Origin of the sequence: Mesorhizobium sp. M0854 (assembly GCF_040319815.1) — a bacterium.
GTDB lineage: Bacteria > Pseudomonadota > Alphaproteobacteria > Rhizobiales > Rhizobiaceae > Mesorhizobium.
The window spans coordinates 149,933-172,951 of the sequence record NZ_JAMYOL010000012.1 but is presented as its reverse complement, the minus strand read 5'-3'; the positions used below and the strand labels follow the sequence as shown (position 1 = coordinate 172,951).

Genomic DNA, 23,019 nt, shown 5'->3' with positions numbered 1-23,019 from the left:
GCAGGCCCTGGATGACGTTGAGGCCGATGCCGCCGAGGCCGAAGACGACCGCCGTCGCGCCTTGCTCGACCTTGGCCGTGTTGATCACAGCACCGATGCCGGTGGTGACGCCGCAGCCGATGTAGCAGATCTTGTCGAACGGGGCGTCGGCATTGACCTTGGCCACGGCGATCTCGGGCAGCACGGTGAAGTTGGAAAAGGTCGAGCAGCCCATGTAGTGGAACAGCCTGTCCTTGCCGATCGAGAAGCGCGAGGTGCCGTCGGGCATCAAGCCCTGTCCCTGCGTGGCGCGGATGGCGGTGCACAGATTGGTCTTGCGCGACAGGCAGGACGGGCACTGCCGGCATTCCGGCGTGTAGAGCGGGATGACATGGTCGCCCTTCCTGACCGAGGTGACGCCCTTGCCGACGTCGACGACGATGCCGGCGCCCTCATGGCCGAGGATCGCCGGAAACAGGCCTTCCGGGTCGGCGCCCGACAGCGTGAACTCGTCGGTGTGGCAGATGCCGGTTGCCTTGATCTCGACCAGCACCTCGCCATCGCGGGGACCTTCGAGGTCGACCTCCGTGATCTGCAGCGGCTTTCCGGCGGCAACGGCGACAGCGGCGCGCGTTTTCATCAGGCAATCCTCCCATGACAGTCTGCAATCCAGGTTAGATTTAACTTACCATTCAGCTCTGCGCTATGCACGAAGCGACGTTGTGACCCCGGATTTTCGTCAGCGCCCGCCGATTTGCATGCGGGATAGGCTCCGACTTTGCCTTGACCGGCCCCCTGAAGCCCATAAAACGGGAAGCCCGTAAAAGAAGGGCAGCCGAGGGACGAGGCCTGCATGTTCACAAAGATCCTGGTCGCCAACCGTGGCGAGATCGCCTGCCGCGTGATCAAGACGGCGCGCAAGATGGGCATCGCCACCGTCGCGGTCCATTCCGACGCCGACCGCGACGCCGTGCATGTCGAAATGGCCGACGAGGCGGTGCATATCGGGCCTTCGCCGGCTGCGCAAAGTTATCTGGTCGCGGAAAAGATCATCGCCGCCTGCAAGGCCACAGGAGCAGAGGCCGTGCATCCCGGCTACGGTTTCCTGTCCGAGCGGGCATCCTTCTGCGAAGCGCTGGAGCAGGAAGGCATCGTCTTCATTGGCCCGAAGCCCAAGGCCATCAAGGCGATGGGCGACAAGATCGAATCGAAAAAGTTCGCCAACGCGGCCAAGGTGTCGACGGTGCCCGGCTGGCTCGGCGTCGTCGAAAACGCCGCCCATGCCGAAAGAATAGCCGGCGAAATCGGCTATCCCGTGATGATCAAGGCTTCAGCCGGCGGCGGCGGCAAGGGCATGCGCATCGCCTGGAGCAAGGCAGAGGTGCGCGACGGCTTCGACCGGGCGCGGTCGGAGGCGAAAAGCTCGTTCGGCGATGACCGCGTCTTCATCGAAAAATTCATCGTCGATCCGCGCCATATCGAAATCCAGGTGCTCGCCGACGCGCATGGCAACACGCTCTATCTCGGCGAGCGCGAATGCTCGATCCAGCGCCGCAACCAGAAGGTCGTGGAGGAGGCGCCGTCCCCCTTCCTCGACGCCAAGACCCGCAAAGCCATGGGCGAGCAGTCGGTGGCGCTGGCCAAGGCCGTCGACTACCAGAGCGCCGGCACGGTCGAGTTCATCGTCGACAGCGACAAGAACTTCTATTTCCTGGAAATGAACACGCGGCTGCAGGTCGAGCATCCGGTGACGGAACTCGTCACCGGCATCGACCTGGTCGAGCAGATGATCCGCGTGGCGGCCGGCGAAAAGCTCGCCATCAAGCAGAGCGACGTCAAGCTGAACGGCTGGGCGGTGGAAAGCCGCCTCTATGCCGAAGATCCGTATCGCAACTTTCTGCCGTCGATCGGCAGGCTGACGAAATACCGGCCGCCGGAAGAGGGAAAATTCGGCGAGGTCGTTATCCGCAACGATACCGGCGTTACCGAAGGCTCGGAAATCTCGATGTTCTACGACCCGATGGTCGCCAAGCTGTGCACCTGGGCACCGACACGGCTGGCGGCGATCGACGCGATGTCGGAAGCGCTGGACAGTTTCGTCGTCGACGGCATCGAGCACAACATACCGTTCCTGGCGGCGCTGATGCAGCATCCGCGCTGGCGGGAAGGGCGGCTATCGACGGCGTTCATCGCCGAGGAATATCCCGACGGCTTCGCGCCCATTGTGCCGAACAGCGAAGAAAACGTGGTGCTGGCCGCGATCGCCACCGCGGTCGAACTGCTGCGCCGCGACCGGCTCGACCGGCTGGGCGGGCGGCTGGCGCCGCATTCGGGCGCCTTGAAACGCGATTGGGTGGTGAAGATCGGCCGGGATTATCTTTCGGTTGCCATCGTCGAAGGCATGATTTCCATTCCGATGGAGCTCGACCTCACAATCGACGGCGGCAAACCGCTGACGGTGGCATCCGACTGGCGGCCGGGCGATCTCATCTGGCGCGGCACGGTCGGCGGCCGCAAGGTCGCGGCGCAAGTCAGGCCGGTGCTGAACGGGTTCCGCATCGCCTGGAAAGGCATCTCGGTGACAGCCCGCGCCATGCTGCCGCGCACCGCCGAACTCGAAAGGCTGATGCCGGAAAAAGTGGCGCCGGATACCTCGAAGATGCTGCTATGCCCGATGCCCGGCCTCGTCGTGTCGATTGCCGTTGCCGAGGGGCAGGAGGTCAAGGCCGGCGAGACGCTGGCCGTGGTCGAGGCGATGAAGATGGAAAACGTGCTGCGCGCCGAGCGCGACCTCATCGTCTCGAAGCTCAACGCCAGGCCAGGCGACAGCCTTGCCGTCGATGCGGTGATCATGGAATTCGCATGAGGCCGTACCCGCCCTCGACGCTCTGTCTGAAGTTGGCGGGACAGCGCGCCCCTCTGTCCTGCCGGACATCTCCCCCTCCAGGGGGGAGATTGGCAGCCTCGGCGCCTCGCTCGCTCCTGCAACGTTGGAAATTGGCGAAAGCCGAGATGATGGCCAATCTCCCCCCTCGTGGGGGAGATGTCCGGCAGGACAGAGGGGGGCGCGAAGGAACGCGACCTTGCAATTGGTTGGGCACGCTCAGTGGAGGAGGGACAAGGCGAGGCCGCGAGGAATTCGCATTTTTCCCCGTCGCGCCGTATTTTGTTCTTGCTTTGTGCCGGCAGCTATGCTACTAATTTGGGTATGGTGCTAATTGGCTCCAGCGACCCGCCCGCAGTGGCGGGTTTTTATTTGCAGCCTGACGTCGGCGGGACAGCGCCCCTCTCTGTCCTGCCGGACATCTCCCCCACGAGGGGGGAGATTGGCAGCTTCGGTGGCAGCGCCTTTCTGCCGGCGGAAGCGATTGCTAAGTTCACAAAGCTCCAATCACTACCGCTGGACTCGTGTTACCCGGTGCCGGACAATACAATACATCTTCATCGACTGAGTCCTTGTGAGGCGGCGCGAAAAAACCATGGCGGATGAAAGACTTCCACGCGATCCCTTGCTGCGCGAGGCCTATGCAAAGGCGTCGCGGGCGGAGGCGGCGGCGCGTCGGTTCATTCATCTGCGCGTGCATTCGGCCTATTCGCTGCTCGAAGGTGCCTTGCAGCTCGGCAAGATCGTCGGCCATGCGGTGCAGGACGAATGCCCGGCAATCGCCGTCACCGACACCAACAATCTGTTCGGCGCGCTGGAATTCGCCCAGAAGGCGGTAAAGGACGGCATCCAGCCGATCATCGGCTGCCAGATCGACCTCGCCTTTTCCGGCGAGGCGAGCGACAGCCAGCGCGACCGCAGGCGGCAAGGACCGGAGATGCGGCCGGTCGTCCTGATCGCCGCAACCGAGGCCGGCTACGGCAATCTGGTCAGGCTGGTCAGCCGCGTCTACCTCGAGACACCGCCCGGCGAAGCGGTGCATCTGAGGAGCGAGATGCTGCAGGGCCACACCGACGGATTGATCTGCCTTACGGGCGGGCCGCGCGGTCCGATCGGCACTGCCTTGAAACAGGATCGCCGCGAACTCGCCGAGACCCGGCTGTCGGCGCTCAAGGGCCTGTTCGGCGACCGGCTCTATGTCGAGCTTGAGCGGGTCTCCGGTTACGACCGCGCCATCGAGCAGTCGTCGGTCGACCTCGCCTACCGCCACGATCTGCCGCTGGTTGCCACCAACGAGGCGTTTTTCTTCTCTCGTGAAGACTATGAGGCGCATGACGCCCTGATCGCCATCGCCGAAGGTTCCGTGGTGGCGGCCGACAATCGCCGCCGCCTTTCGCCCGACCACTTCCTGAGAAGCCAGGCCGATATGGCGAGGCTGTTCGCCGACCTGCCGGAAGCAATCGACAACACCGTCGAGATCGCGCTTCGCTGCTCGTATTACCCGAAGACCCGCAATCCGATTCTGCCGCGCTTTGCCGGCCGCGATGTCGCCGACGCCGATGCTGCGGTCAAGGCGGAGGCGCAGGAGCTTGCCAGGCAGGCGCATGAAGGGCTGGAGGCGCGGCTGGCGGCGCACGGCCCGACGCCGGGCTACACGGTCGAGCAATATCGCGAAAGGCTGGATTTCGAGCTCGGCGTCATCGAGAAGATGAAATATCCGGGCTATTTCCTGATCGTTGCCGACTTCATCAAATGGGCCAAGGCACAAGGGATTCCGGTCGGCCCGGGCCGCGGTTCGGGCGCCGGCTCGCTGGTCGCCTATGCCACGACCATCACCGACATCGACCCACTGCGTTTTTCGCTGCTGTTCGAGCGCTTCCTCAATCCCGACCGCGTTTCGATGCCCGACTTCGACATCGACTTCTGCCAGGACCGGCGCGAGGAAGTTATCCGCTACGTCCAGCAGAAATACGGCCGCGACCAGGTTGGCCAGATCATCACCTTCGGCACGCTGCAGGCGCGCGCGGTGCTGCGCGACGTCGGCCGCGTGCTGCAGATGCCTTACGGGCAGGTCGACAAGCTGAGCAAGATGGTGCCGTCGAACCCGGCCAATCCGGTCAAGCTCGCCGACGCCATCGCCAACGAGCCGCGCTTTGCCGAAGAGGCGGAGCGTGAGCCGATCGTGCAGACGCTGCTCGATACGGCGCAGAAACTGGAAGGTCTTTATCGGCACGCCTCGACGCACGCCGCCGGCATCGTCATCGGCGACCGGCCGCTGTCGGAGCTGGTGCCGATGTACCGCGATCCGCGCTCGGACATGCCGGTCACGCAGTTCAACATGAAATATGTCGAGCAGGCCGGGCTGGTGAAATTCGACTTCCTTGGCCTGAAGACGCTGACGGTGCTGGACAGGGCCGTCAAGCTGATCCGCCGCCGCGGCATCGAGATCGATCTTGCCCACATTCCGCTCGACGACCCCGAAACCTATGCCATGCTGTCGCGCGGCGAAGTGGTCGGCGTGTTCCAGGTGGAAAGTGCCGGCATGCGCAAGGCGCTGATAGGCATGCGGCCCGACTGTATCGAGGACATTATCGCGCTGGTCGCGCTCTACCGGCCGGGGCCGATGGAGAACATACCGACCTACAACGCCAGAAAGCACGGCGAGGAAGAGATGGCGTCGATCCACCCGAAGATCGACCATCTCGTCAAGGAGACGCAAGGCGTCATCGTCTACCAGGAACAGGTGATGCAGATCGCGCAGGAGCTCTCCGGCTATTCGCTGGGCGAAGCCGATCTGCTGCGCCGCGCCATGGGCAAGAAGATCCGCGCCGAGATGGACAAGCAGCGCGAGCGCTTTGTTTCGGGCGCGGTCGAGCGCGGCGTCGGCAAGCCGCAAGCCGACTTCATCTTCGACCTGCTGGCAAAGTTTGCCGACTACGGTTTCAACAAATCGCATGCCGCCGCCTATGCCGTCGTCTCCTACCAGACCGCCTATCTGAAGGCGCATTACCGCGTCGAATTCCTGGCGGCATCGATGACGCTCGACATGGGCAATACGGACAAGCTCGCCGATTTCCGCCAGGATGCGCTGCGCCTCGGCATCGAGGTGGTGGCGCCGTCGGTCATGACGTCGTTCCGGGATTTCGAGGTCGGCGAGAACCGCATCTTCTATTCGCTGGCCGCGCTCAAGGGCGTCGGCGATGCGGCGGTCGAGCACATCGTCGCCACGCGCGGCGAAAAACCCTTCAAGAGCCTCGCCGATTTCTGTGAAAGGGTCGATCCGAAGATCGTCGGCAAGCGCGTCTTCGAAAGCCTGATCATGGCCGGCGCGCTCGACTGCTTCGGTCATGACCGCGCGGCGATGATGGCCGGCGTCGAGCGGATGATGGGGCTGGCGTCGCTGGCGCAGCAGAATGCCGTCACCGGCCAGCATGACATCTTTGGCGCCTCGCTCGGCGCACAGTCGCAGGCGCTCAACTTGCCGGCGACCGATCCCTGGCTCGTCGCCGACCGCCTGCACCGTGAATTCCAGGTGGTCGGGTTCTATCTCTCGGCGCATCCGCTCGACGAATACAAGGCGGCGCTGCAGAAAATGCGGGTGCAGACCTGGGGCGAGTTTTCGGCCGCCGTCAAACGCGGTGCTGCCGCCGGCCGGCTCGCCGGCACGGTGACCACCAAGCAGGAGCGCAAGACGCGCACCGGCAACAAGATGGGCGTCGTGCAGTTCTCCGACACCTCCGGCCAGTATGAAGCGGTGCTGTTTTCCGAGGGGCTGGCGCAATACCGCGACCTGCTCGAACCCGGCCGCTCGGTGGTGATCACCGTTTCGGCCGAGGACAGGCCTGAAGGCGTCAATCTGCGCATCCAGACCGTGCAGTCGTTGGAGGAAGAGGCAAGCCGTATCCAGAAAGCGTTGCGCATCTTCGTCAGAAATGACGCACCGGCATCGACAATCCAATCGCAGCTTGGCCAGCGTGGCGACAGTCAGGTGAGCATCATCGTCATCAAGGAAGGCGGCGAGGGCGAGGTCGAGATCGAGTTGCCCAACCGCTACCGCGTATCGCCGCAGATCGCGTCGGCGATGCGGGCGGTGCCGGGCGTGGTCGAGGTGGAACTGGTCTAAGAGTTAGCGCACGCTTATGAAGCGGCGATCTCCGCCGGTTGCGGTGCTCTCCGCTGCAGGTTGAGCAGATTTCCCATGAGGATCAGCAGGGCGCCACCGGCGGTGAAGGCGTCGATCTGCTCGTGATAGAGCAGCCATCCGATCACCGCCGACAGCGGCACGCGCAAAAAGTCCATTGGCGAGATGACCGTCGCATCGGCATAGACAAGTGCGCGGGCCATGCAGAAATGCGACGACATGCCGGTGAAGGCGATGAGCAGGATCCACGGCCAGAGCTCAAGCGGCGGGTTGCGCCATTCGTAAAGCGCCGGGACGAGGCCAAGCAGCGACTGGATGATCAACATCCAGAAGATGATGCGCACGACGCTGTCCGTCCGCGTCAGCGACTTGACGAGGACCACCGAGACGCCGAAGCAGACCGCGGCTCCCAGCACGATGACATGTCCCGGATTGACCGCGCCGACGCCCGGACGCACGATGATCACAACGCCGATCAGCCCGAGCACGATCGCCGCCAGCCGTGGCCGGGACAGCCTTTCGCCGAGGAAAGCGACGGCCAGCAAAGCGGTCCAGATCGGCGTCGTGAATTCGATCGAGATCAGTACCGCAAGCGGGATCAGCGTCAGGGCGTAGAGCCAGGCAGCCTGGCCGGTATAGTGGACGACGTTGCGGGCGATATGAGCCAGCGGGCGTCCGGTGCGCATCGCCGCAAAACCGCCTGACATCATGACCAGCGGCAACAGGATGAAAAAGCCGATCACCGAGCGCAGCTCGAGCACCTGGAAGACGTTTAGTTCGGCCGTCGTGGCACGGCCGGCCACCGACATCGCCAGGAACGAGGCGATCGACAGCGCCATCCAGAACGCGGCCTTGGGGATCGAGGGTGCGGGTGCCATGCGGCTATGTCGCAAGCCGGAGCGCTCATCGCAACCGCTAGCCGACGCATTCGACTGGGCCAGCCGCGCAGCGTTGCAAACAGTGATGTTGAAGCCGGAACCCGCCGCTGAGGGGAGCGTTGGTCCCTCAGTGTTTGCGTGCTGTGTTTTGGATACCAACGAGGAGCGGTCCGATGAAATCACTTGCACGATTTGTACTTGCCGGCTGCCTGACGGCCGGGGCCGGGGCAGCGCATGCCGACGATCCGGATTTTCTTCGCTCATTCCAGGGGAATTTCGCCGGCAAAGGCATCGTCAAGGTGACCACCGATGCGCCGACGGTGAATGTCTCCTGTCATTTCAATTCCGACGCAACGTCGAGCTCGCTGTCGCTCGACGGCAGCTGCCGCGGTCTTATCGTGGTAACGCGCGCCATCAGCGCCGATCTCAAATCGAGCGGGACGAAATACACCGGCACCTATGTCGGATCGCGCACCGGGCCGGCGCAATTGAGCGGCAGCCGCTCCGGCAACGCAATCAATCTCGGCATCCGTTGGGCCAAGGAGGTCAATGGCGATCGCAAGGCGCAAATGACGGTCGAGAAGAACGGCGAGAATGGCATGCGGCTGATCGTCGTCGATACCGATCCGAAAACCGGGAAAAGTGTGGTGACCACCCGGATCGATCTGCAGCGCACGTGACTGGGGCAAGTTGAGATTCAGGTGAGGCCGGCCTGCGAAACGCGGTTTCCTGCGCTTTCGGCCTTCGCCGGCGGAAGCATTCTGAGCGATCGTGGCAGTTAAGGCTACGGCCGGCGTAGGCCGGTGCTCACGTACTCACAAGTACGCTCCGCTCCGGTTCTCGGAAACCACCCTTCTCGACTCGGCCTGACCTGAATCTCAACAGGCCGGTATCATTCCTCGACCGGTTCGGGCGGATGGGCATCGCGGCCCTTGCCGAAGGTATAGCCGGTTTCCACCGCCCTGCGGCCGAACTTGCCGCGCAGCGTGTCGATGGCGCCTTCGGCCATGGCGCGCTTGCGTGACTGGAGGTCGACCAGGTCGGGCGGGTCCGCCCGGTCATCGTCGGAGAGATCGCTGACGCCAATGCCGAGCAGCCGGTATTTCGTGCCATCCGCTTCCTTGCGCAGCAGCTCGAGCCCGGTCTGAAAGATGCGGTCGGCCAGCCGGGTCGGATCGCCGAGCTGGCGATTGCGCGTGCGGATCTTGAAATCCTGGGTCTTCAGCTTGAGGACGACGGTGCGTCCGGCAATGCCGGATTTCTTCAGCCGGGCCGAGACTTTTTCCGACAGCGCCCTCAGCACCGAAACCAGTTCGTCGACGGAGGCGATGTCGGTATCGAAAGTGGTTTCCGCCGAGACGCTTTTCGCGTCCTGGTCGGGAACGACGCGACGGTCGTCCTCGCCGCGCGAAAGCCGGTAGAGCCGGTCGCCCATGACGCCGTAGCGGCGCATCAGATCGCCACGTTCCATGCGCTGCAACTGGCCGATGGTGCGGATGCCGTCGCGCTCGAGCGTGGCGGCAAAGGCCTTGCCGACCCCCCAGATCAGCGTCACCGGCTGCTCGGCCAGGAAGCCGATAGCCTCGGCCTCGCCGATCACCGAAAACCCGCGCGGCTTGCGGAAGTCCGACGCCACCTTGGCCAGGAACTTGCAGTAGGAAAGGCCGGCCGAAACGGTGATGCCGATTTCCTTTTCCACGCCGAGTGCGAAGCGCGCCAGGACCACCGCAGGCGGCAGGCCATGCAGGCGCTCGGTGCCGGCCAGGTCGAGAAAGGCCTCGTCGATCGAGAGCGGCTCGACCAGCGGCGTCAGCGCCTGCATCATGGCGCGTACCTCGCGGCCGACGCGCACGTATTTTTCCATGTCCGGCGGCAGGACCACCGCTTCCGGGCAGGCTTCGAGCGCCTTGAACATCGGCATTGCCGAGCGCACGCCGTGGATGCGGGCAATGTAGCATGCGGTGGAGACGACGCCGCGCTTGCCGCCGCCGATGATCAATGGCCGGTCCTTCAACGCCGGGTTGTCGCGCTTTTCGACCGCCGCGTAGAACGCGTCGCAATCGATATGGGCAAGGCGCAGCCGGTAGAGCTCCGGATGGCGGGCGAGCCGTGGACTGCCGCAGCGCTCGCAACGGCGTGCCTCGCTGCGCTGAAAACTCAGGCAGTCGCGGCAAAAACCGTGTTCGGGATTGTTGACAGGGGCCGCCATCGCTGCGAACATAAAGAGAACAAATGCAATGGTACGTCAGGACGGATGCCACGACAAGGCGGTGGGCCGGGAGAGAGCTCATGAATACGACCATAGCGCCGCTAGTGCCCGAGCTTTGGGCGGATTTCGAAGATCTTTTCGGTAGGCAAGGCGCCTGCTACGGCTGCTGGTGCACACATTTCCGGCTGTCGCCCGCAGCGCGCCGCGCGAGCAACCGGGAGCGCAACAAGGACCACATCAAGGCGCGGATCGAGGCCGGGCCGCCGCCCGGCCTGCTGGCCTTCGAGGGTGGCCAGGCGGTCGGCTGGATGCAGATCGGCCCGCGTGCCGACGTGCCCGAATGGAACAACCAGGGCAGGGGGTCGGCGCCGATCGACCCCGCCGACGCCAGCGATCCGGGCGTCTGGGCGATCTCCTGCTTCTTCATCCGCACCAAAGCACGCGGCAAGGGCCTGTCGCACCGCCTGGTCCAAGGCGGCATCGAGTTCGCCCGCGAGAACGGCGCGCGGCTGATCGAGGCCTGCCCGATCGACCTGTCGAAGGATTCGCGCTCGATCGGGCTGTTCGTCGGCTCGTCGCGGGTCTTCGAGAAGGCCGGGTTCCAGCGATTGGTCGAACGTAAGCCAGGCCGACCGCTGGTGCGGCTGGTGCTTTAGCCGGATGCGCTTTTGGCCTACAGCCGGCGTCTTGCCGCTGTAACGCTGTTTCACTAATACAAGCAATGATTTGGCCCGAGACAACGGAGAATCGACGTGAAGCGTGTATTGCCACTTGTTCTCGCCGTCGCGTTTAGCGCGCCCGCTTTCGCCCAGACCGTCGACAGCCAAGGCGCGAAGAAGCTTACCGATGATCTGGCACATTATTTCGGCAGGCAGGGTTTCGATATCGGGCTGGTGAAAATCACTGCCGACGGCGATGCGTACAAACTCGCCGTCGATTTCAAGCCGCTCGTCGCTTTGCTGTCGAAACAGGATTCCTTCAAGTTCGACGTCACGCCTTACGACATGCGGGTCAAGCCGCGCCAGGACGGGCAGTGGGACGTGTCGGCGGATACGTCGCTGACCGGATCGTTCGATTTCAAGGGGCCTCAAGGGCCGCAGCACATCGACTTTTCGGTGTCGAACAACAAGTTCACCGGTGTGTATGATCCGGCCCTGGTGGCCTTCGTCAGCGCCACGGGGTCAATGGACGCTATGACGATGAAAACCCGGGAGCCGAAGCAAGAGGCCGATGTCTCTGCCGGTGCCGGCACCGCCACGCTAAATTCGACGAAATCGGCGAACGGCGGCATCGATTTCACTGTCGCGGAAAGATCTTGAATTTTGCTGAAGTCCTCAAAATCAACGATCCCGAGCGAGGGTTGAATTTCCCGGTCACCCTCAATGCGCCGGAATTTTCGGTGCATGCAAACGGCAAGGGTGTTCGGACAAAGCCGTTGATGGATCTGCTTGCTTTTGCCGTCGCTAATGAAGACGAGGCGAAACTGAAAGTAAATCAGGCGGAACTTAAGTCACGTCTCCTTGCGGCGTTGCCTGTCTGGGAAAGAATCGATGGAACGTACGCCTTCAAGGATTTCGCAATTGAGAGCCCAGTCGGCAAGTGGGGTGCGAAGCAGTTGGATTTGGCTAGCGGCATGGATGGCGTCTCCCAGAACGGCAAGATCAACTATGGGATCAAGGCCTCCGGTCTGACGATCCCCCGGCAATTGCTGCCCGCCTGGACTGGTCCACTGGTGCCGACGGATATCGACCTCAACTTCGGCGGTGCCAATATCGATCTCGACACGATGGCGAAGAAGGCGATCGAAGCCTTTGATCTCAATAAGAATCCGCCGTTGCCGGGGGAATTCGGCAAGGCTTTGGTCGCCGATTTCAAGGCCAAGAAACCCAAAGTAATCCTCGGCCACTCGACCGTGAAGAATGGCGATGTCGAAGTCGCCATGGAAGGCGAGATGACTTTCCCGGGCGGCGAAAAGCCTGATGCGACCGTGACCGTCGCTGTGGCCGGCTACGACAGGATCGTCGATGCCCTGAAGGAAGGCGCCAAGAGCGATGAGCAGATGGCGCAGGCCTTCCCCTTTGCGCTGGCCGTCAAAGGTTTTGGCAAGACGCTGCCGGATGGCCGGCTGGAATGGGTGATCAACACCAAGGCCGATGGCTCCGTTGCGGTCAACGGCGCCATGCTGAAGGGGCCGGATGAAGTCCAGGACGACAGCGCCGGCCAGGATGACAACTCGGGCGATGATGGCGCGAATGGAACGGACAATTCGACCGGGGGCGAGGATTCGGACGGCGGCGACAATGGCGGGGCAGGACCGAAGCTGCAGCCCTGAGCGCTCGCATTAAAGCCCCAGAGCACTCGCGATCTTCGGCGCGGCGTCGCGCCAGTCTTCGACGACGCTGACGCCGTCCGGCGGCGGCGGCAGGAAAGCGCGCAGCGAATTGTCGGCCATCAGATGGAAGAGATACGCATCGGCGACCGAGTTCTGCACCGACACAAGATTGGACGGCTGATCGTCGACGAAAGCGACCGGGCGGCCCTTGTTGCCGCGCAATTTGGCCACCGCCGGCCCCTTGGCCATTTCGGTGGTCAAAAGCGGGTAGGGCAATCCGAGCGCGTCGAGATGCGCACGGCGCACCACGCGGTGCTTGTGCGGCATGGCGGTTAGCAGAACGATCTCGGCGCTGTCGCTAAGCGCTGCAAGAGCATCCTCGGCACCGTCGGTGATGCTTTGCCAATCGGCCTGGGCGTCAAAGAATTCCCCCAGAAGTGCCGTAACCTCGGGCTGTTCGATCAAACGGCCGCTCGCCGTTTCAGCGATGTTGCCGGTGAGGCGGAAGGAAGCCAGCGTCAGGCCGAAGCCGCGCGATTTGAGGAAATGCGGAAACGGCCGGATGAATTCGAGCACGACGTCGTCGACGTCGAGCACCAGCAGCGGCCGGTCGTCGGCGGCCAGCTCCTCGATCTGCCGCGCCGTCTCGGGATCGTCGCTCATACCGAATGCTCATGATTGTCGTCGCCGAGCGGCAGCGCCCGCAATGCCTTGCCGACTGCGGCGGGCGGCGTTCCGGTCTCCTCGGAAAAACGCATCAGCGTCGGCTCATGGGCAAGGATGAACTGCAGCACGCCGGCCAGGAATCCCGGCTCGCCCGCCGCCCGGCGGATGGAATGGGCTTCGATGCCGGTGATCGCCAGGAAGCGGGGCAGAAGTTCCGGATCGGCGGCGACGAAGCCCAACGCCTTTACGGCAATGGTTTCCGCTTCCTCGCGCATTGACGCTGCGTTTGCCATCGCTACCTTCCTTCATGGGCGGAATCGTTCTGTTTTCGCAGTAGTGGCAAGTGTCGCCGGCAGCAAGCCGCCGATCTGGAATCCGAACGCTTTTAGGGCGGCCGGTTTGCGTTTCGTCAATCATATTGCCGTATAGTGGGAACAGGTTTGGTGCGTGCCGACAAGGGGCGCATGACGGCACCCTTCGAGTGGAAGGTCAGCCGGGACGGGAAATCGATGCCAAAGAAGGTTATGATCGTCGAAGACAACGAGCTCAACATGAAGCTCTTTCGCGACCTCATCGAAGCGAGCGGCTACGAGACGGTGCGCACACGCAACGGCCTGGAAGCGCTGGATCTGGCGCGGCAGCACAGGCCGGACCTCATCCTGATGGACATCCAGCTGCCGGAAGTGTCGGGCCTCGAGGTCACCAAATGGCTGAAGGAGGACGATGATCTCCACGTCATCCCGGTCATCGCCGTCACCGCCTTCGCGATGAAGGGGGACGAGGAGCGCATTCGCCAGGGCGGCTGCGAGGCATATATCTCCAAGCCGATCTCGGTGCCGCGTTTCATCGAAACCATCAAATCCTACCTGGGCGATGCCTGATGTCCCTTCTCAGCCGAGCCGGAGCTTTGTGAAATGACCGCGCGGATCCTCGTCGTCGACGACATCCCAGCCAATGTCAGGCTGCTGGAGGTTCGGCTGCTCGCCGAATATTTCGAGGTCCTGACCGCCACCAACGGGCCGGACGCGATCGAGATCTGCGAGAACGGCAAGGTCGACGTCGTGCTGCTCGACGTGATGATGCCCGATATGGACGGGTTCGAGGTCTGCCGGCGGCTGAAGGGCGACCCGGCGACGTCGCATATCCCTGTCGTGATGATCACCGCGCTCGACCAGGTTTCGGACCGGGTGTGCGGCCTCGAGGCCGGCGCCGACGATTTTTTGACCAAGCCGGTCAACGATCTGCAGCTGATGACGCGCGTCAAGAGCCTGGTCAGGCTGAAATCGCTGACCGACGAGCTGCGGCTGCGCGCCTCGACGACACGCAATATCGGCATCGAGGAGCTTTTGAGCCGCAACTTCGCTGCCGACGACGCGGTGCCGAAGGTGCTGCTGGTCGACGAGCGCAAATCCTCGTTCGAGCGCGTCCAGAAGATGCTGCGCGGCAGTGCCGATCTCGACGTCGCCAACGATCCGCATGCAGGCTTCTTCCAGGCCGCCGAGCAGCCGTATGAATGCGTGATGATCTCGACGGCCTTCGCCGATTTCGACCCGCTGAGGCTCTGCTCGCAATTGCGCTCGCTCGATCGCACCCGTTTCCTGCCGATCATCCTTCTGGCGGACGAGGGCGAGGAGGGGCGTATCATCCGCGGCCTCGAACTCGGCATCAATGATTATCTGATGCGGCCGATCGACCAGCAGGAGCTGACCGCGCGGCTGCGTACGCAGGTGCGCCGCAAGCGCTACAACGACCAGCTTCGCGCCAGCGTCACCCAGACCATCGAGATGGCGGTGACCGATGCCCTGACCGGCCTGCACAACCGGCGCTATCTCGACAGCCATCTGCAGACGCTGTTCGACCGCGCCGTGGCACGGCGCCGGCCGCTGTCGGTGATGATCACCGATCTGGACCGCTTCAAGAGCATCAATGACGCGCATGGCCATGACGGCGGCGACGACGTGCTGCGCGAATTCGCGCGGCGGCTGCGCAAGAATGTGCGCGGCATCGACCTAGCCTGCCGCTTCGGCGGCGAGGAGTTCGTCGTGGTGATGCCGGACACCGACGGCGCGGTGGCCGAAAAGGTCGCCGAGCGCATTCGCGCCGAAATCGCCCAACTGCCGTTTCCCGTCGGCGCCGAAGGCAAAGCCGTCGAAGTCACCGTCAGCGTCGGCGTTTCGTCGGTGCTGAAAGGGGTGGACACGGTCTCCGCGCTAATGAAACGCGCCGACCTTGCGCTCTACGAAGCCAAGAGCGGCGGCCGCAATCGCGTCGTCGCCAAGGCGGCTTAGCACCGAACACCAATTGCCGGGTCAACGCGACAAGGTTACGAATTTACCTTGATCCAAGCGATTTGCGAGGCTTGGTTAAGAAACGGTTGATTTCCATAAGTTGTTGCGCAAATGTGCAGCCCTTAGACGTAACCGGCACGAGGCTAGATCGCCGGTTCGACCCGAAGAATACCCCATGATGCTCAGGTCCGCCGCATCTCCTGGGTCCGTGGGGTCGGCCGGCCGGCGCTGGCACATAGTGGCCTCCTCGTACCGCTGCCAAACGCCGGCCGGCCCCCAATTTTCAGAACACATCAGGATTCTACGCCAAGACCCGGAAAACGCTTGGTTTTTGTTGCGGCAGCGACAGCGCCCTTTGAAATAGCCGGCTGGGCAGGGCGTATGCGCCCGCAGTCGATTGACAGGCCCCTGTCTTCTATGCAGAAATTGGTTGGACCATTGAGCCATTTGGTGACCCGTTGGCATGACCGAATTCGGCCTTTCCCCCATACAGGCAACTGCTCGTGACGACGCGGTGCTCAAGGCGCTGGCCGGCTTTGTGATGCGGGAAGCTCTCGGGCCCGGCCAGAGACTGCCGACCGAACGAATCCTTGCCGAGCGCCTCAAGGTGAGCCGCAACACCGTGCGCGAGGCGTTGACGCGGTGGGAAGGGCTCGGCCTGGTCGAACGGCGCCAAGGCAGCGGCACCTATCTCAAGGGAGTGGTCTCGCTGGACATGCTGCACATGCCGCTGACGCTGGCCGGCGGCAATGATTTCACCAGCCTGATGCAGACGCTGGAAATCCGCCGGGCACTGGAAGCGGAAGCCGCCGCCCTGTGCGCCGTCCGCGCGGGCCAGGCAGATCTCGTCGAGATCGGGCGCAAGCTCGACATTATGGAGCAGGCCTTCCACACCCGCGCCGGGATGTCGGCGGAGGAGGACTGGGAATTCCACCAGTCGATCTACCGCAGTTCCGGCAATCCGCTGTTCGAGCAGATCATCGCCGCCATGCACGAACTGTTCCATCGTTTCTGGGAGCATCCGCTCGGCGTTCGTGATTTCGGCCACGCCAGCTTTCCTTACCACCGCACCATCTACGAACGCATTGCCGCGCACGATCCGGAGGGGGCTCGGGCCGAGGCGCTCAAGCTGATCGCCACCGTCGAGGACGATCTGAAGCGCGGCGCGGCCAAACTCGAACTTTCAGGCCAGAAATGAACGATCATCCCGCCGGTTTCGAAAACGACTATCTCGCCGAGGCAGCGACGCTTCTCGCCCATGACGAGCCTTTCCCCGGCGGCGCGGTGGTCCCGCCGATCTACCAGACTTCGCTCTTCACCTTCGCCAACTATTCCGAGATGGCCGACACATTCGCCGGCAGGCGACGTCAGCCGATCTATTCGCGCGGCGACAACCCGACGGTCATGGAGTTCGAGGCGCGTGTCGCCGCTCTCGAAGGCGCGGAGGCCGCGCGCGGCTTTTCCAGCGGCATGGCGGCGATCAGCGCCACGGTGCTTGCTTTCGTCGGTGCCGGTGAGCGCATGGTTGTCGTGCGCAATTGCTACGGCGATGCCTACCGGCTGTTCGAACGGCTTTTGCCACGGCTCAACATCAAGGTCGACTATGTCGACGGTTCCGATCCGGACGCGGTCGCGGCAGCACTTCCCGGCGCCAAGCTGCTCTACCTGGAAAGCCCGACGTCGATGATGTTCGAGCTCCAGGACATAACCCAGCTGGCGCGGCTGGCCAAAGAGCAGGGCATCATCACCTCGATCGACAATTCCTGGGCGACGCCGGTGTTCCAGAAGCCGATTTCGCACGGTGTCGACCTGGTGCTGCATTCGGCCTCGAAATATCTCGGCGGCCACAGCGACACCGTCGCCGGTGTGGTGGCCGGTTCGGCCGCCCATATCCGACATATCAACGAGCAGACCTATTCCTATCTCGGCGGCAAACTTTCGCCTTTCGAGGCCTGGCTGTTGCTGCGTGGCCTGCGCACATTGCCGCTGCGGTTGCCGCACCACATGAAGAGCGGGCTGACCATCGCCGAACGGCTGAAAGCGCATGACCATGTCGAGCGGGTCAACCACCCGGCCTATTCCAACCATCCAGGCAAGGCGACGCTTGCCGGCTATGCCGGGCTGTTCTCGTTCGAAGTGACGGAAGACGTCGACATCCCGGCTTTCGTCGATGCGCTGAAACTCTTTCGCATCGGCGTCAGCTGGGGCGGCCATGAGAGCCTGGTCGTTCCGGCAAAGGCCTCGCTCGAGCAGACGCCGGGCCTGAATTCGATGGCGCGCTTCGGCGTCAGCCCACGAACCATCCGCTTCAGTGTCGGATTGGAAAGTGTCGAAGACCTGTGGGCGGATGTTGCCCGGGCCTTCGACAGAGCAAAAAGATAAAGGAGCCGTTCAAAATGGGAGTGCTGAACATGAAAAAACTGAGCATCCTTCTTGGTGCCGTCTTGGGTCTGGCGATTTCCGCCGGCAGCGTGCTGGCCGATTCCACGGTCAAGATGGTCGAGGTCATCACCAGCCCGCCGCGTACCGAATTCCTCAAGAAGCAGATCGCCGAATTCGAGGCGGCCAATCCGGGTGTCAAGGTCGAGCTGGTATCACTGCCCTGGGGACAGGCGTTCGAGAAGTTCCTCACCATGGTGCAGGCCGGCGACACGCCCGACATCGTCGAGATGCCGGAGCGCTGGATGGGCCTCTATGCGACCAACGGCCAGCTCGAGGATCTCGGGCCATACATGGCCAAATGGGACGATGCCAAAACGCTTGGCGAGCGTGCCAAGCAGTTCGGCTCGACGGTCGATAACAAGCAGTACATGATCCCTTACGGCTATTACCTGAACGCGCTGTTCTGGAACAAGAAGCTGTTCAAGGAGGCCGGTCTGGACGGTCCGCCGGCGACGCTCGATGAATTCGTCGAGGACTCCAAAAAAATCTCGGCGATACCGGGCAAATATGGCTACTGCCTGCGCGGCGGCCCGGGCGCCTTCAACGGCATGCATATGTTCATGAACATCGCAGCCGGCAAGGGCGGCTATTTCAACGAGGACGGCACCTCGACCATCAATGAGGAAGGCTCGGTCAAGGGCCTGCAGATGCTCGCCGACATGTACAAGAACGGCCTGGCGCCGAAAGATGCGGTGAGCTGGGGTTTCAACGAGACCGTCACCGGGTTCTACAGCGGCACCTGCGCCATGCTGAACCAGGATCCCGACGCGCTGCTCGGCATCGCCGACAAGATGAGCGCCGACGATTTCGCCGTGGCGCCGATGCCGGTCGGGCCGAGCGGCAAATCCTATCCGACGCTCGGTTATGCCGGCTGGGCGATGTTCGCCAATTCCCAGCACAAGGACGATGCCTGGAAGCTGATGGCGACGCTGTTGTCGCCCAAGGACAATCTGGAATGGGCAAAGGAAGTCGGCGTCATTCCAATCCACAACGGCGCCGACCAGGACGCTCACTTCAGGACCGAGCAGTTCAAGGGCTGGTTCGAGGAACTGAACAACGGCGACAAATACGAGATGGTGACGCCGCCGACTCACCTGGAAAACCTTGGCAATTTCGTAGACCAGGTGGCGATCAAGAATTTTCAGGAAGTGCTACTTGGTCAGAAGGCGGCCAAGGACGTGGCCGACGAATGGGCCAAGTTCCTGACCAAGGAACAGCAGGACTGGCTGGCCAAGAACAAGAAATAGCTTTTCTTCCTTCTCCCGTTCACGGGGAGAAGGTGTCACGACGTGACGGATGAGGGGCGGCGCCAACCCGACTTGGCTCGCGCTGCTTCTCATCTGCCTGCCCGTCCTCCGCAGCAGCTGCGCTGCAGCTGCGGAGGGTGGACCGGCATCTCCCCGTAAACGGGGAAGGCGCTGTCGCCAGCCCGTGCTTACCCAGGAGACGATCCAGTACCAATGACCTATGCCGTGTCCGAAATCCGATCCGCCGGGAGGCCGCGAAAGAGGCGGCTATCCCATGCCGCGATCGAGCCTTGGCTCTATCTCAGCCCGGCGATCGCGCTGCTGGTCGTCGTGCTGCTGGTGCCGCTGGTTATCGGTGTCGGCTACTCGTTCCGCAAATTCTCCGCTTTCAAATCCGAATATGTCGGGCTTGGGCAGTATCAGGCGATGCTGTCGGATCCTGTGCTCGGGCAGGCGCTCGTCAACACGCTATGGTGGACGGCAGCCAGCCTGTTCTTCCAATTTTTCCTTGGACTTGGCCTGGCGCTGCTGCTCGACACCCCGTTCCGGGGCAGAAAGATCGTGCAGGCCGTGGTGTTCCTGCCTTGGGCGGTACCGTCCTTCCTCTCGGGCCTGACCTGGGCCTGGCTGTTCAACCCGATCATCGGGCCGCTGCCGCATTGGCTCTACGCCTTGGGGCTGAAAGCCGAGCCAACCAACGTGCTCTCCGATCCCTCGACAGCCATGTGGGGGCCGATCGTCGCCAATGTCTGGTTCGGCATTCCCTTTTTTGCCATCACCCTTTTGGCGGCGTTGAAGTCGATCCCGTCAGAACTGCATGAGGCGGCGGCGATCGACGGCGCCTCGCCGTGGCAGCGCTTCACCAAGGTGACGCTGCCGTTCCTGGCGCCGACCATCGTCATTACCGTCATGCTGCGCACGATATGGATCGCCACATTCGCCGACCTGATCTTCGTCATGACCGAAGGCGGGCCTGCCGGTTCGACCGCCACAGTGCCGGTCTATATCTATGTCAGCGCGTTCAAGTCGCTGGACAAAGGCTATGCCTCCGCAGTGGCGGTCCTGCTGCTTGTGCTGCTCATCGTCTACGCGGTTGCGCTTATCGGCATCCGCCGTTCGCTGGTGAGGCACGTCTGATGATTGCCGGACGCTCCGCTTCCTCGCGCGTCCTCGGCGGTATCGGCCTTTACGGCGCCATCGCCGCCTATATGGCCTTCGCGTTGTTCCCGATCTTCTGGACGTTGAAGATCTCGGTTACGCCGGAGCGGCTGCTCTATTCCGAAGGCATCACTTTCTGGCCGTCGCAAGCGACGCTGCAGAACTTTGTCACCGTGCTCGAAGCCACCGATTTCCCGCGCTACTTCCTGAACAGCGTTATCGTTTCGGTGTCGACGGCAGCCTTCGTAACGGTCATTGCCACGCTGGCCGGCTACGCCATGTCGCGATTTTCCTTCCGCGGCAAGGCGACCCTGGCCATCCTGCTTTTGCTCACCCAGACGTTCCCGCTGGTGATGGTCATTCCGCCGATCTACCGCATCATGGGGCAGATCGGCCTCATCAACAGCCTGATCGGCCTCGTCATCATCTACACCGCATTCAATACGGCCTTTGCGACCTTCCTGATGCAATCTTTCTTCGACGGCATCCCGCGAGACCTGGAAGAGGCAGCCATGATCGACGGCTGCACGCGCTTGCAGGCGATGCGCAAGGTGATCGTGCCGCTGACGCTGCCCGGCATGGGCGCGACGCTCGGCTTCGTCTTTACCGCCGCGTGGAGCGAGTTGCTGTTTGCGCTGATGCTGATTTCCAGCGACGACCAGAAGACTTTCGCGGTCGGCCTGCTCACCTATATCGGCAAATTCGCGGTCGACTGGGGACAGATGATGGCGGCTTCCATCCTGGCGCTGATCCCGGTCTGCGTCTTCTTTGCCTTCCTGCAACGCTACCTCGTCACCGGCCTTACCGCCGGCGCCGTCAAGGGATAGATCGATGGCCTCCGTTACACTCGACAAAGTCCGCAAAGACTATGGAGCCGTGCGCGTTCTGCACGCGGTCGATCTCGAAATCGCCGACGGCGAGTTCGTCGTTCTGGTCGGCCCGTCCGGCTGCGGGAAGTCGACACTGCTGCGTATGATCGCCGGGCTGGAGGAGGTCTCCGACGGCGAAATCCATATTGGTGAGCGCCTGGTCAACGACATTGCGCCAAAGGACCGCGACATTGCCATGGTATTCCAGTCCTACGCGCTCTATCCGCACATGGACGTGTCGAAGAACATGGGCTTCAGCCTGATGCTGAGGAAGGCCGGGAAGCCGGTGATCGATGCAAGGGTGGACGGGGCCGCCAAGCGGCTCGGGCTCGATGCGCTTCTGCAGCGCCTGCCTCGGCAATTATCCGGCGGCCAGCGTCAGCGCGTCGCCATGGGCCGTGCCATCGTACGCGACCCGAAGGTCTTTCTCTTCGACGAGCCGCTTTCGAACCTCGATGCCAAGCTGCGCGTTCACATGCGTGCCGAGATCAAGGCGCTGCACCAGCAATTGAAGACCACTTCGGTCTATGTCACCCACGACCAGACCGAAGCGATGACAATGGCCGACCGCATCGTCGTCATGCATGACGGCCTCGTCCAGCAGGTCGGTGTGCCGCTCGATCTGTACGACCGGCCGGTCAACATGTTCGTCGCCGGGTTCATCGGCTCGCCCGGCATGAATTTTCTGTCTGCCGTGGTTGAAAAGGGCGCCAAGCCGGATGCCATCCTGGCCGACGGCCAGAAGCTGAGGCTGCCGGACGGCCTGCCGCTCAGGGATGGCGATGCGATCACCGTCGGCTTGCGGCCCGAGCATATCCGGCTCGCCGACAATGGCGCGCTGAAGGGCGAGGTGGGTGTCGTGGAGCCGCTCGGCCTGTCCACCCAGTTCTATGCCAGGCTTGCCGGCCAGCAGGTCTGCGTGTTTGCCATGGGCCGGGCCAGCGTGAAGCCGGGTGAGGCCGTGCGCCTGTCGGCTGATCCGGCATCGCTCCATCTGTTCGATCCGGCAAGCGGCGATCGCATCGGCTAGCCCTGTATCCCCGAAATGAAAAACGCCGCCCGGAAGGCGGCGTTTCGGTACTGCGAGAAAAAACCCGATTACTTGATCTTGGTTTCCTTGAATTCGACGTGCTTCTTGGCGACCGGGTCGTATTTGCGGAACGACAGCTTGTCCGTCTTGGTGCGGCTGTTTTTGCTGGTCACGTAGAAGAAACCGGTGTCGGCGGTCGACAGAAGCTTGATCTTGATGTTTGCGGCTTTGGCCATGATGTCCGTCCGTTGAATGTTCGTGGAGTTTTGGCCGCTGGAGCACGGGGAAACACCCGGACGCGGGAAACTTGCCGCGACACATAAAGAACGCGCCCGGAAAGTCAACCCTTGTCCACATTCACCCTTGTCCAGATTTATGCGTCTTCCCTGACTGGCATCGCCTTCTTCCAGTCTCCCGTCGTGTTCCACCAGCGGTTCGGGTTGGTGCGGTCGTCGAGACCCTTGGAGCGGCTGGCAAGCAGTGGCTGAATGCGGATCACCGGTTCCTGATAGCTGTGAACCTGATAAATCGCCTCGACGACGCGTGCGGCGAGCTTCTGGTCATCAGGCAGTTCGAACGACACCTCGACAGTCCCCGACCGCCTGCGCAATTCCGTCTCGGCGCCGGCGGCGGCACCTTCAAGCGGCCGGTAACGTTCGATGCCGTCCGCCGACTGAAAGGCATTGCTGTCATATTTGCCCATTTCGAGCGGCGCGATCGCGACCACCGCCTCCATGATGCGGTCGACATCGGCTGCCGGTGCCTGAAAGGTCACCAGCAGCAGCAATTCCATCCGCAGCGATTTCGTTTCAAAGCCACTATCGATCATCCGAGGTCTCCCTGCTTATGCACTTTGGGGGAGCATATACTCGAGCCCTCCTGACATGGTTGTGTCA

The 23,019-nt window shown here is 62.7% G+C and carries 21 protein-coding genes; 14 read left to right on the top strand and 7 right to left on the bottom strand.

All coding sequences use genetic code 11. The annotated features are described in order from the left end of the window. The coding region (locus NKH99_RS20095) for an alcohol dehydrogenase catalytic domain-containing protein (RefSeq protein WP_353015130.1) at window positions 1-619 on the bottom strand (619 nt) is incomplete at its 3' end. A 213-nt stretch (window positions 620-832) separates the two neighbouring features. On the opposite strand from NKH99_RS20095, the gene NKH99_RS20090 reads away from it, so the two are divergent. Together NKH99_RS20090 and dnaE are read left to right on the top strand one after the other, a co-directional pair. Continuing rightward, on the top strand, window positions 833-2,845 hold the full coding sequence (locus tag NKH99_RS20090; RefSeq protein WP_353015128.1) for an acetyl-CoA carboxylase biotin carboxylase subunit: 2,013 nt from the start codon (window positions 833-835) through the stop codon (window positions 2,843-2,845). Between the two features lie 613 nt (window positions 2,846-3,458). Beyond that, complete coding sequence (gene dnaE / locus NKH99_RS20085) at window positions 3,459-6,986, top strand: DNA polymerase III subunit alpha (RefSeq protein ID WP_353015126.1); 3,528 nt, start codon at window positions 3,459-3,461, stop codon at window positions 6,984-6,986. 14 nt (window positions 6,987-7,000) lie between these two features. On the opposite strand, the gene NKH99_RS20080 is transcribed toward dnaE, so the two are convergent. Continuing rightward, a complete protein-coding gene (locus tag NKH99_RS20080; protein ID WP_352471788.1) occupies window positions 7,001-7,882 on the bottom strand; it encodes a DMT family transporter in 882 nt (293 codons plus the stop codon). Between the two features lie 173 nt (window positions 7,883-8,055). Between NKH99_RS20080 and NKH99_RS20075 the strand changes: the two genes are divergently transcribed. After that, a complete protein-coding gene (locus NKH99_RS20075) occupies window positions 8,056-8,562 on the top strand; it encodes a hypothetical protein (protein WP_352471786.1) in 507 nt (168 codons plus the stop codon). Window positions 8,563-8,774: 212 nt separating this feature from the next. On the opposite strand, the gene NKH99_RS20070 is transcribed toward NKH99_RS20075, so the two are convergent. After that, the gene (locus tag NKH99_RS20070; protein ID WP_353015124.1) at window positions 8,775-10,103 is read right to left on the bottom strand and encodes a DNA polymerase IV; all 1,329 of its coding nucleotides are present in this window, start codon (window positions 10,101-10,103) and stop codon (window positions 8,775-8,777) included. A gap of 68 nt (window positions 10,104-10,171) precedes the next feature. On the opposite strand from NKH99_RS20070, the gene NKH99_RS20065 reads away from it, so the two are divergent. The 3 genes from NKH99_RS20065 to NKH99_RS20055 all read left to right on the top strand — a co-directional run bounded on the left by NKH99_RS20065 (window position 10,172) and on the right by NKH99_RS20055 (window position 12,423). Next, window positions 10,172-10,747 (top strand): GNAT family N-acetyltransferase, encoded by a 576-nt coding sequence (locus NKH99_RS20065; protein ID WP_352471783.1) that lies wholly within the window; start codon window positions 10,172-10,174, stop codon window positions 10,745-10,747. Window positions 10,748-10,843: 96 nt separating this feature from the next. Continuing rightward, the gene (locus tag NKH99_RS20060; RefSeq protein ID WP_353015122.1) at window positions 10,844-11,410 is read left to right on the top strand and encodes a hypothetical protein; all 567 of its coding nucleotides are present in this window, start codon (window positions 10,844-10,846) and stop codon (window positions 11,408-11,410) included. Next, entirely contained in the window at window positions 11,407-12,423 is a 1,017-nt protein-coding gene (locus NKH99_RS20055) for a hypothetical protein (protein ID WP_353015119.1), read from the top strand. Before NKH99_RS20060 ends, NKH99_RS20055 begins: the two co-directional genes overlap by 4 nt. Before the next feature lie 9 nt (window positions 12,424-12,432). Here the strand turns inward: NKH99_RS20055 and NKH99_RS20050 are convergent, their stop codons facing one another. Together NKH99_RS20050 and NKH99_RS20045 are read right to left on the bottom strand one after the other, a co-directional pair. Continuing rightward, window positions 12,433-13,086, bottom strand: a complete 654-nt coding sequence (locus NKH99_RS20050; RefSeq protein ID WP_353015116.1) for a hypothetical protein — start codon at window positions 13,084-13,086, stop codon at window positions 12,433-12,435. Further along, a complete protein-coding gene (locus tag NKH99_RS20045) occupies window positions 13,083-13,382 on the bottom strand; it encodes a DUF3572 domain-containing protein (RefSeq protein WP_352502452.1) in 300 nt (99 codons plus the stop codon). Before NKH99_RS20045 ends, NKH99_RS20050 begins: the two co-directional genes overlap by 4 nt. A 216-nt stretch (window positions 13,383-13,598) precedes the next feature. Between NKH99_RS20045 and NKH99_RS20040 the strand changes: the two genes are divergently transcribed. The 8 genes from NKH99_RS20040 (at window position 13,599) to NKH99_RS20005 (ending at window position 22,123) form a co-directional block, all read left to right on the top strand. Then, window positions 13,599-13,970 (top strand): response regulator, encoded by a 372-nt coding sequence (locus NKH99_RS20040; RefSeq protein WP_006334976.1) that lies wholly within the window; start codon window positions 13,599-13,601, stop codon window positions 13,968-13,970. Between the two features lie 33 nt (window positions 13,971-14,003). Next, window positions 14,004-15,377, top strand: coding sequence for a PleD family two-component system response regulator (locus NKH99_RS20035; RefSeq protein ID WP_352502453.1), 1,374 nt, complete (start codon window positions 14,004-14,006; stop codon window positions 15,375-15,377). 463 nt (window positions 15,378-15,840) lie between these two features. After that, complete coding sequence (locus tag NKH99_RS20030; RefSeq protein ID WP_023679986.1) at window positions 15,841-16,575, top strand: FadR/GntR family transcriptional regulator; 735 nt, start codon at window positions 15,841-15,843, stop codon at window positions 16,573-16,575. Continuing rightward, entirely contained in the window at window positions 16,572-17,759 is a 1,188-nt protein-coding gene (locus NKH99_RS20025; protein ID WP_352770275.1) for a PLP-dependent transferase, read from the top strand. Before NKH99_RS20030 ends, NKH99_RS20025 begins: the two co-directional genes overlap by 4 nt. Window positions 17,760-17,788: 29 nt before the next feature. Beyond that, entirely contained in the window at window positions 17,789-19,066 is a 1,278-nt protein-coding gene (locus NKH99_RS20020; RefSeq protein ID WP_352770278.1) for an ABC transporter substrate-binding protein, read from the top strand. A 213-nt stretch (window positions 19,067-19,279) separates the two neighbouring features. Continuing rightward, complete coding sequence (locus NKH99_RS20015) at window positions 19,280-20,203, top strand: carbohydrate ABC transporter permease (RefSeq protein ID WP_352471776.1); 924 nt, start codon at window positions 19,280-19,282, stop codon at window positions 20,201-20,203. After that, window positions 20,203-21,051, top strand: a complete 849-nt coding sequence (locus tag NKH99_RS20010; RefSeq protein WP_352770280.1) for a carbohydrate ABC transporter permease — start codon at window positions 20,203-20,205, stop codon at window positions 21,049-21,051. Before NKH99_RS20015 ends, NKH99_RS20010 begins: the two co-directional genes overlap by 1 nt. 4 nt (window positions 21,052-21,055) lie before the next feature. Beyond that, entirely contained in the window at window positions 21,056-22,123 is a 1,068-nt protein-coding gene (locus tag NKH99_RS20005) for an ABC transporter ATP-binding protein (protein ID WP_352770283.1), read from the top strand. Between the two features lie 68 nt (window positions 22,124-22,191). Here the strand turns inward: NKH99_RS20005 and rpmG are convergent, their stop codons facing one another. Together rpmG and NKH99_RS19995 are read right to left on the bottom strand one after the other, a co-directional pair. Continuing rightward, window positions 22,192-22,359: a 50S ribosomal protein L33 gene (gene rpmG / locus NKH99_RS20000; protein ID WP_006201775.1), complete on the bottom strand. Its 168-nt coding sequence runs from the start codon at window positions 22,357-22,359 to the stop codon at window positions 22,192-22,194. A gap of 137 nt (window positions 22,360-22,496) precedes the next feature. After that, on the bottom strand, window positions 22,497-22,952 hold the full coding sequence (locus NKH99_RS19995; RefSeq protein WP_352770284.1) for a YqfO family protein: 456 nt from the start codon (window positions 22,950-22,952) through the stop codon (window positions 22,497-22,499). Window positions 22,953-23,019 lie beyond the last annotated feature (67 nt).

Bases quoted from the DNA above. Each gene is read 5' to 3' on its own strand.
- NKH99_RS20090 (WP_353015128.1), top strand. From the start codon at position 833: ATGTTCACAAAGATCCTGGTCGCCAACCGTGGCGAGATCGCCTGCCGC.
- dnaE (WP_353015126.1), top strand. From the start codon at position 3,459: ATGGCGGATGAAAGACTTCCACGCGATCCCTTGCTGCGCGAGGCCTAT.
- NKH99_RS20080 (WP_352471788.1), bottom strand. From the start codon at position 7,882: ATGGCACCCGCACCCTCGATCCCCAAGGCCGCGTTCTGGATGGCGCTG.
- NKH99_RS20075 (WP_352471786.1), top strand. From the start codon at position 8,056: ATGAAATCACTTGCACGATTTGTACTTGCCGGCTGCCTGACGGCCGGG.
- NKH99_RS20070 (WP_353015124.1), bottom strand. From the start codon at position 10,103: ATGTTCGCAGCGATGGCGGCCCCTGTCAACAATCCCGAACACGGTTTT.
- NKH99_RS20065 (WP_352471783.1), top strand. From the start codon at position 10,172: ATGAATACGACCATAGCGCCGCTAGTGCCCGAGCTTTGGGCGGATTTC.
- NKH99_RS20050 (WP_353015116.1), bottom strand. From the start codon at position 13,086: ATGAGCGACGATCCCGAGACGGCGCGGCAGATCGAGGAGCTGGCCGCC.
- NKH99_RS20045 (WP_352502452.1), bottom strand. From the start codon at position 13,382: ATGGCAAACGCAGCGTCAATGCGCGAGGAAGCGGAAACCATTGCCGTA.
- NKH99_RS20040 (WP_006334976.1), top strand. From the start codon at position 13,599: ATGCCAAAGAAGGTTATGATCGTCGAAGACAACGAGCTCAACATGAAG.
- NKH99_RS20035 (WP_352502453.1), top strand. From the start codon at position 14,004: ATGACCGCGCGGATCCTCGTCGTCGACGACATCCCAGCCAATGTCAGG.
- NKH99_RS20030 (WP_023679986.1), top strand. From the start codon at position 15,841: ATGACCGAATTCGGCCTTTCCCCCATACAGGCAACTGCTCGTGACGAC.
- NKH99_RS20025 (WP_352770275.1), top strand. From the start codon at position 16,572: ATGAACGATCATCCCGCCGGTTTCGAAAACGACTATCTCGCCGAGGCA.
- NKH99_RS20020 (WP_352770278.1), top strand. From the start codon at position 17,789: ATGAAAAAACTGAGCATCCTTCTTGGTGCCGTCTTGGGTCTGGCGATT.
- NKH99_RS20015 (WP_352471776.1), top strand. From the start codon at position 19,280: ATGACCTATGCCGTGTCCGAAATCCGATCCGCCGGGAGGCCGCGAAAG.
- NKH99_RS20010 (WP_352770280.1), top strand. From the start codon at position 20,203: ATGATTGCCGGACGCTCCGCTTCCTCGCGCGTCCTCGGCGGTATCGGC.
- NKH99_RS20005 (WP_352770283.1), top strand. From the start codon at position 21,056: ATGGCCTCCGTTACACTCGACAAAGTCCGCAAAGACTATGGAGCCGTG.
- rpmG (WP_006201775.1), bottom strand. From the start codon at position 22,359: ATGGCCAAAGCCGCAAACATCAAGATCAAGCTTCTGTCGACCGCCGAC.
- NKH99_RS19995 (WP_352770284.1), bottom strand. From the start codon at position 22,952: ATGATCGATAGTGGCTTTGAAACGAAATCGCTGCGGATGGAATTGCTG.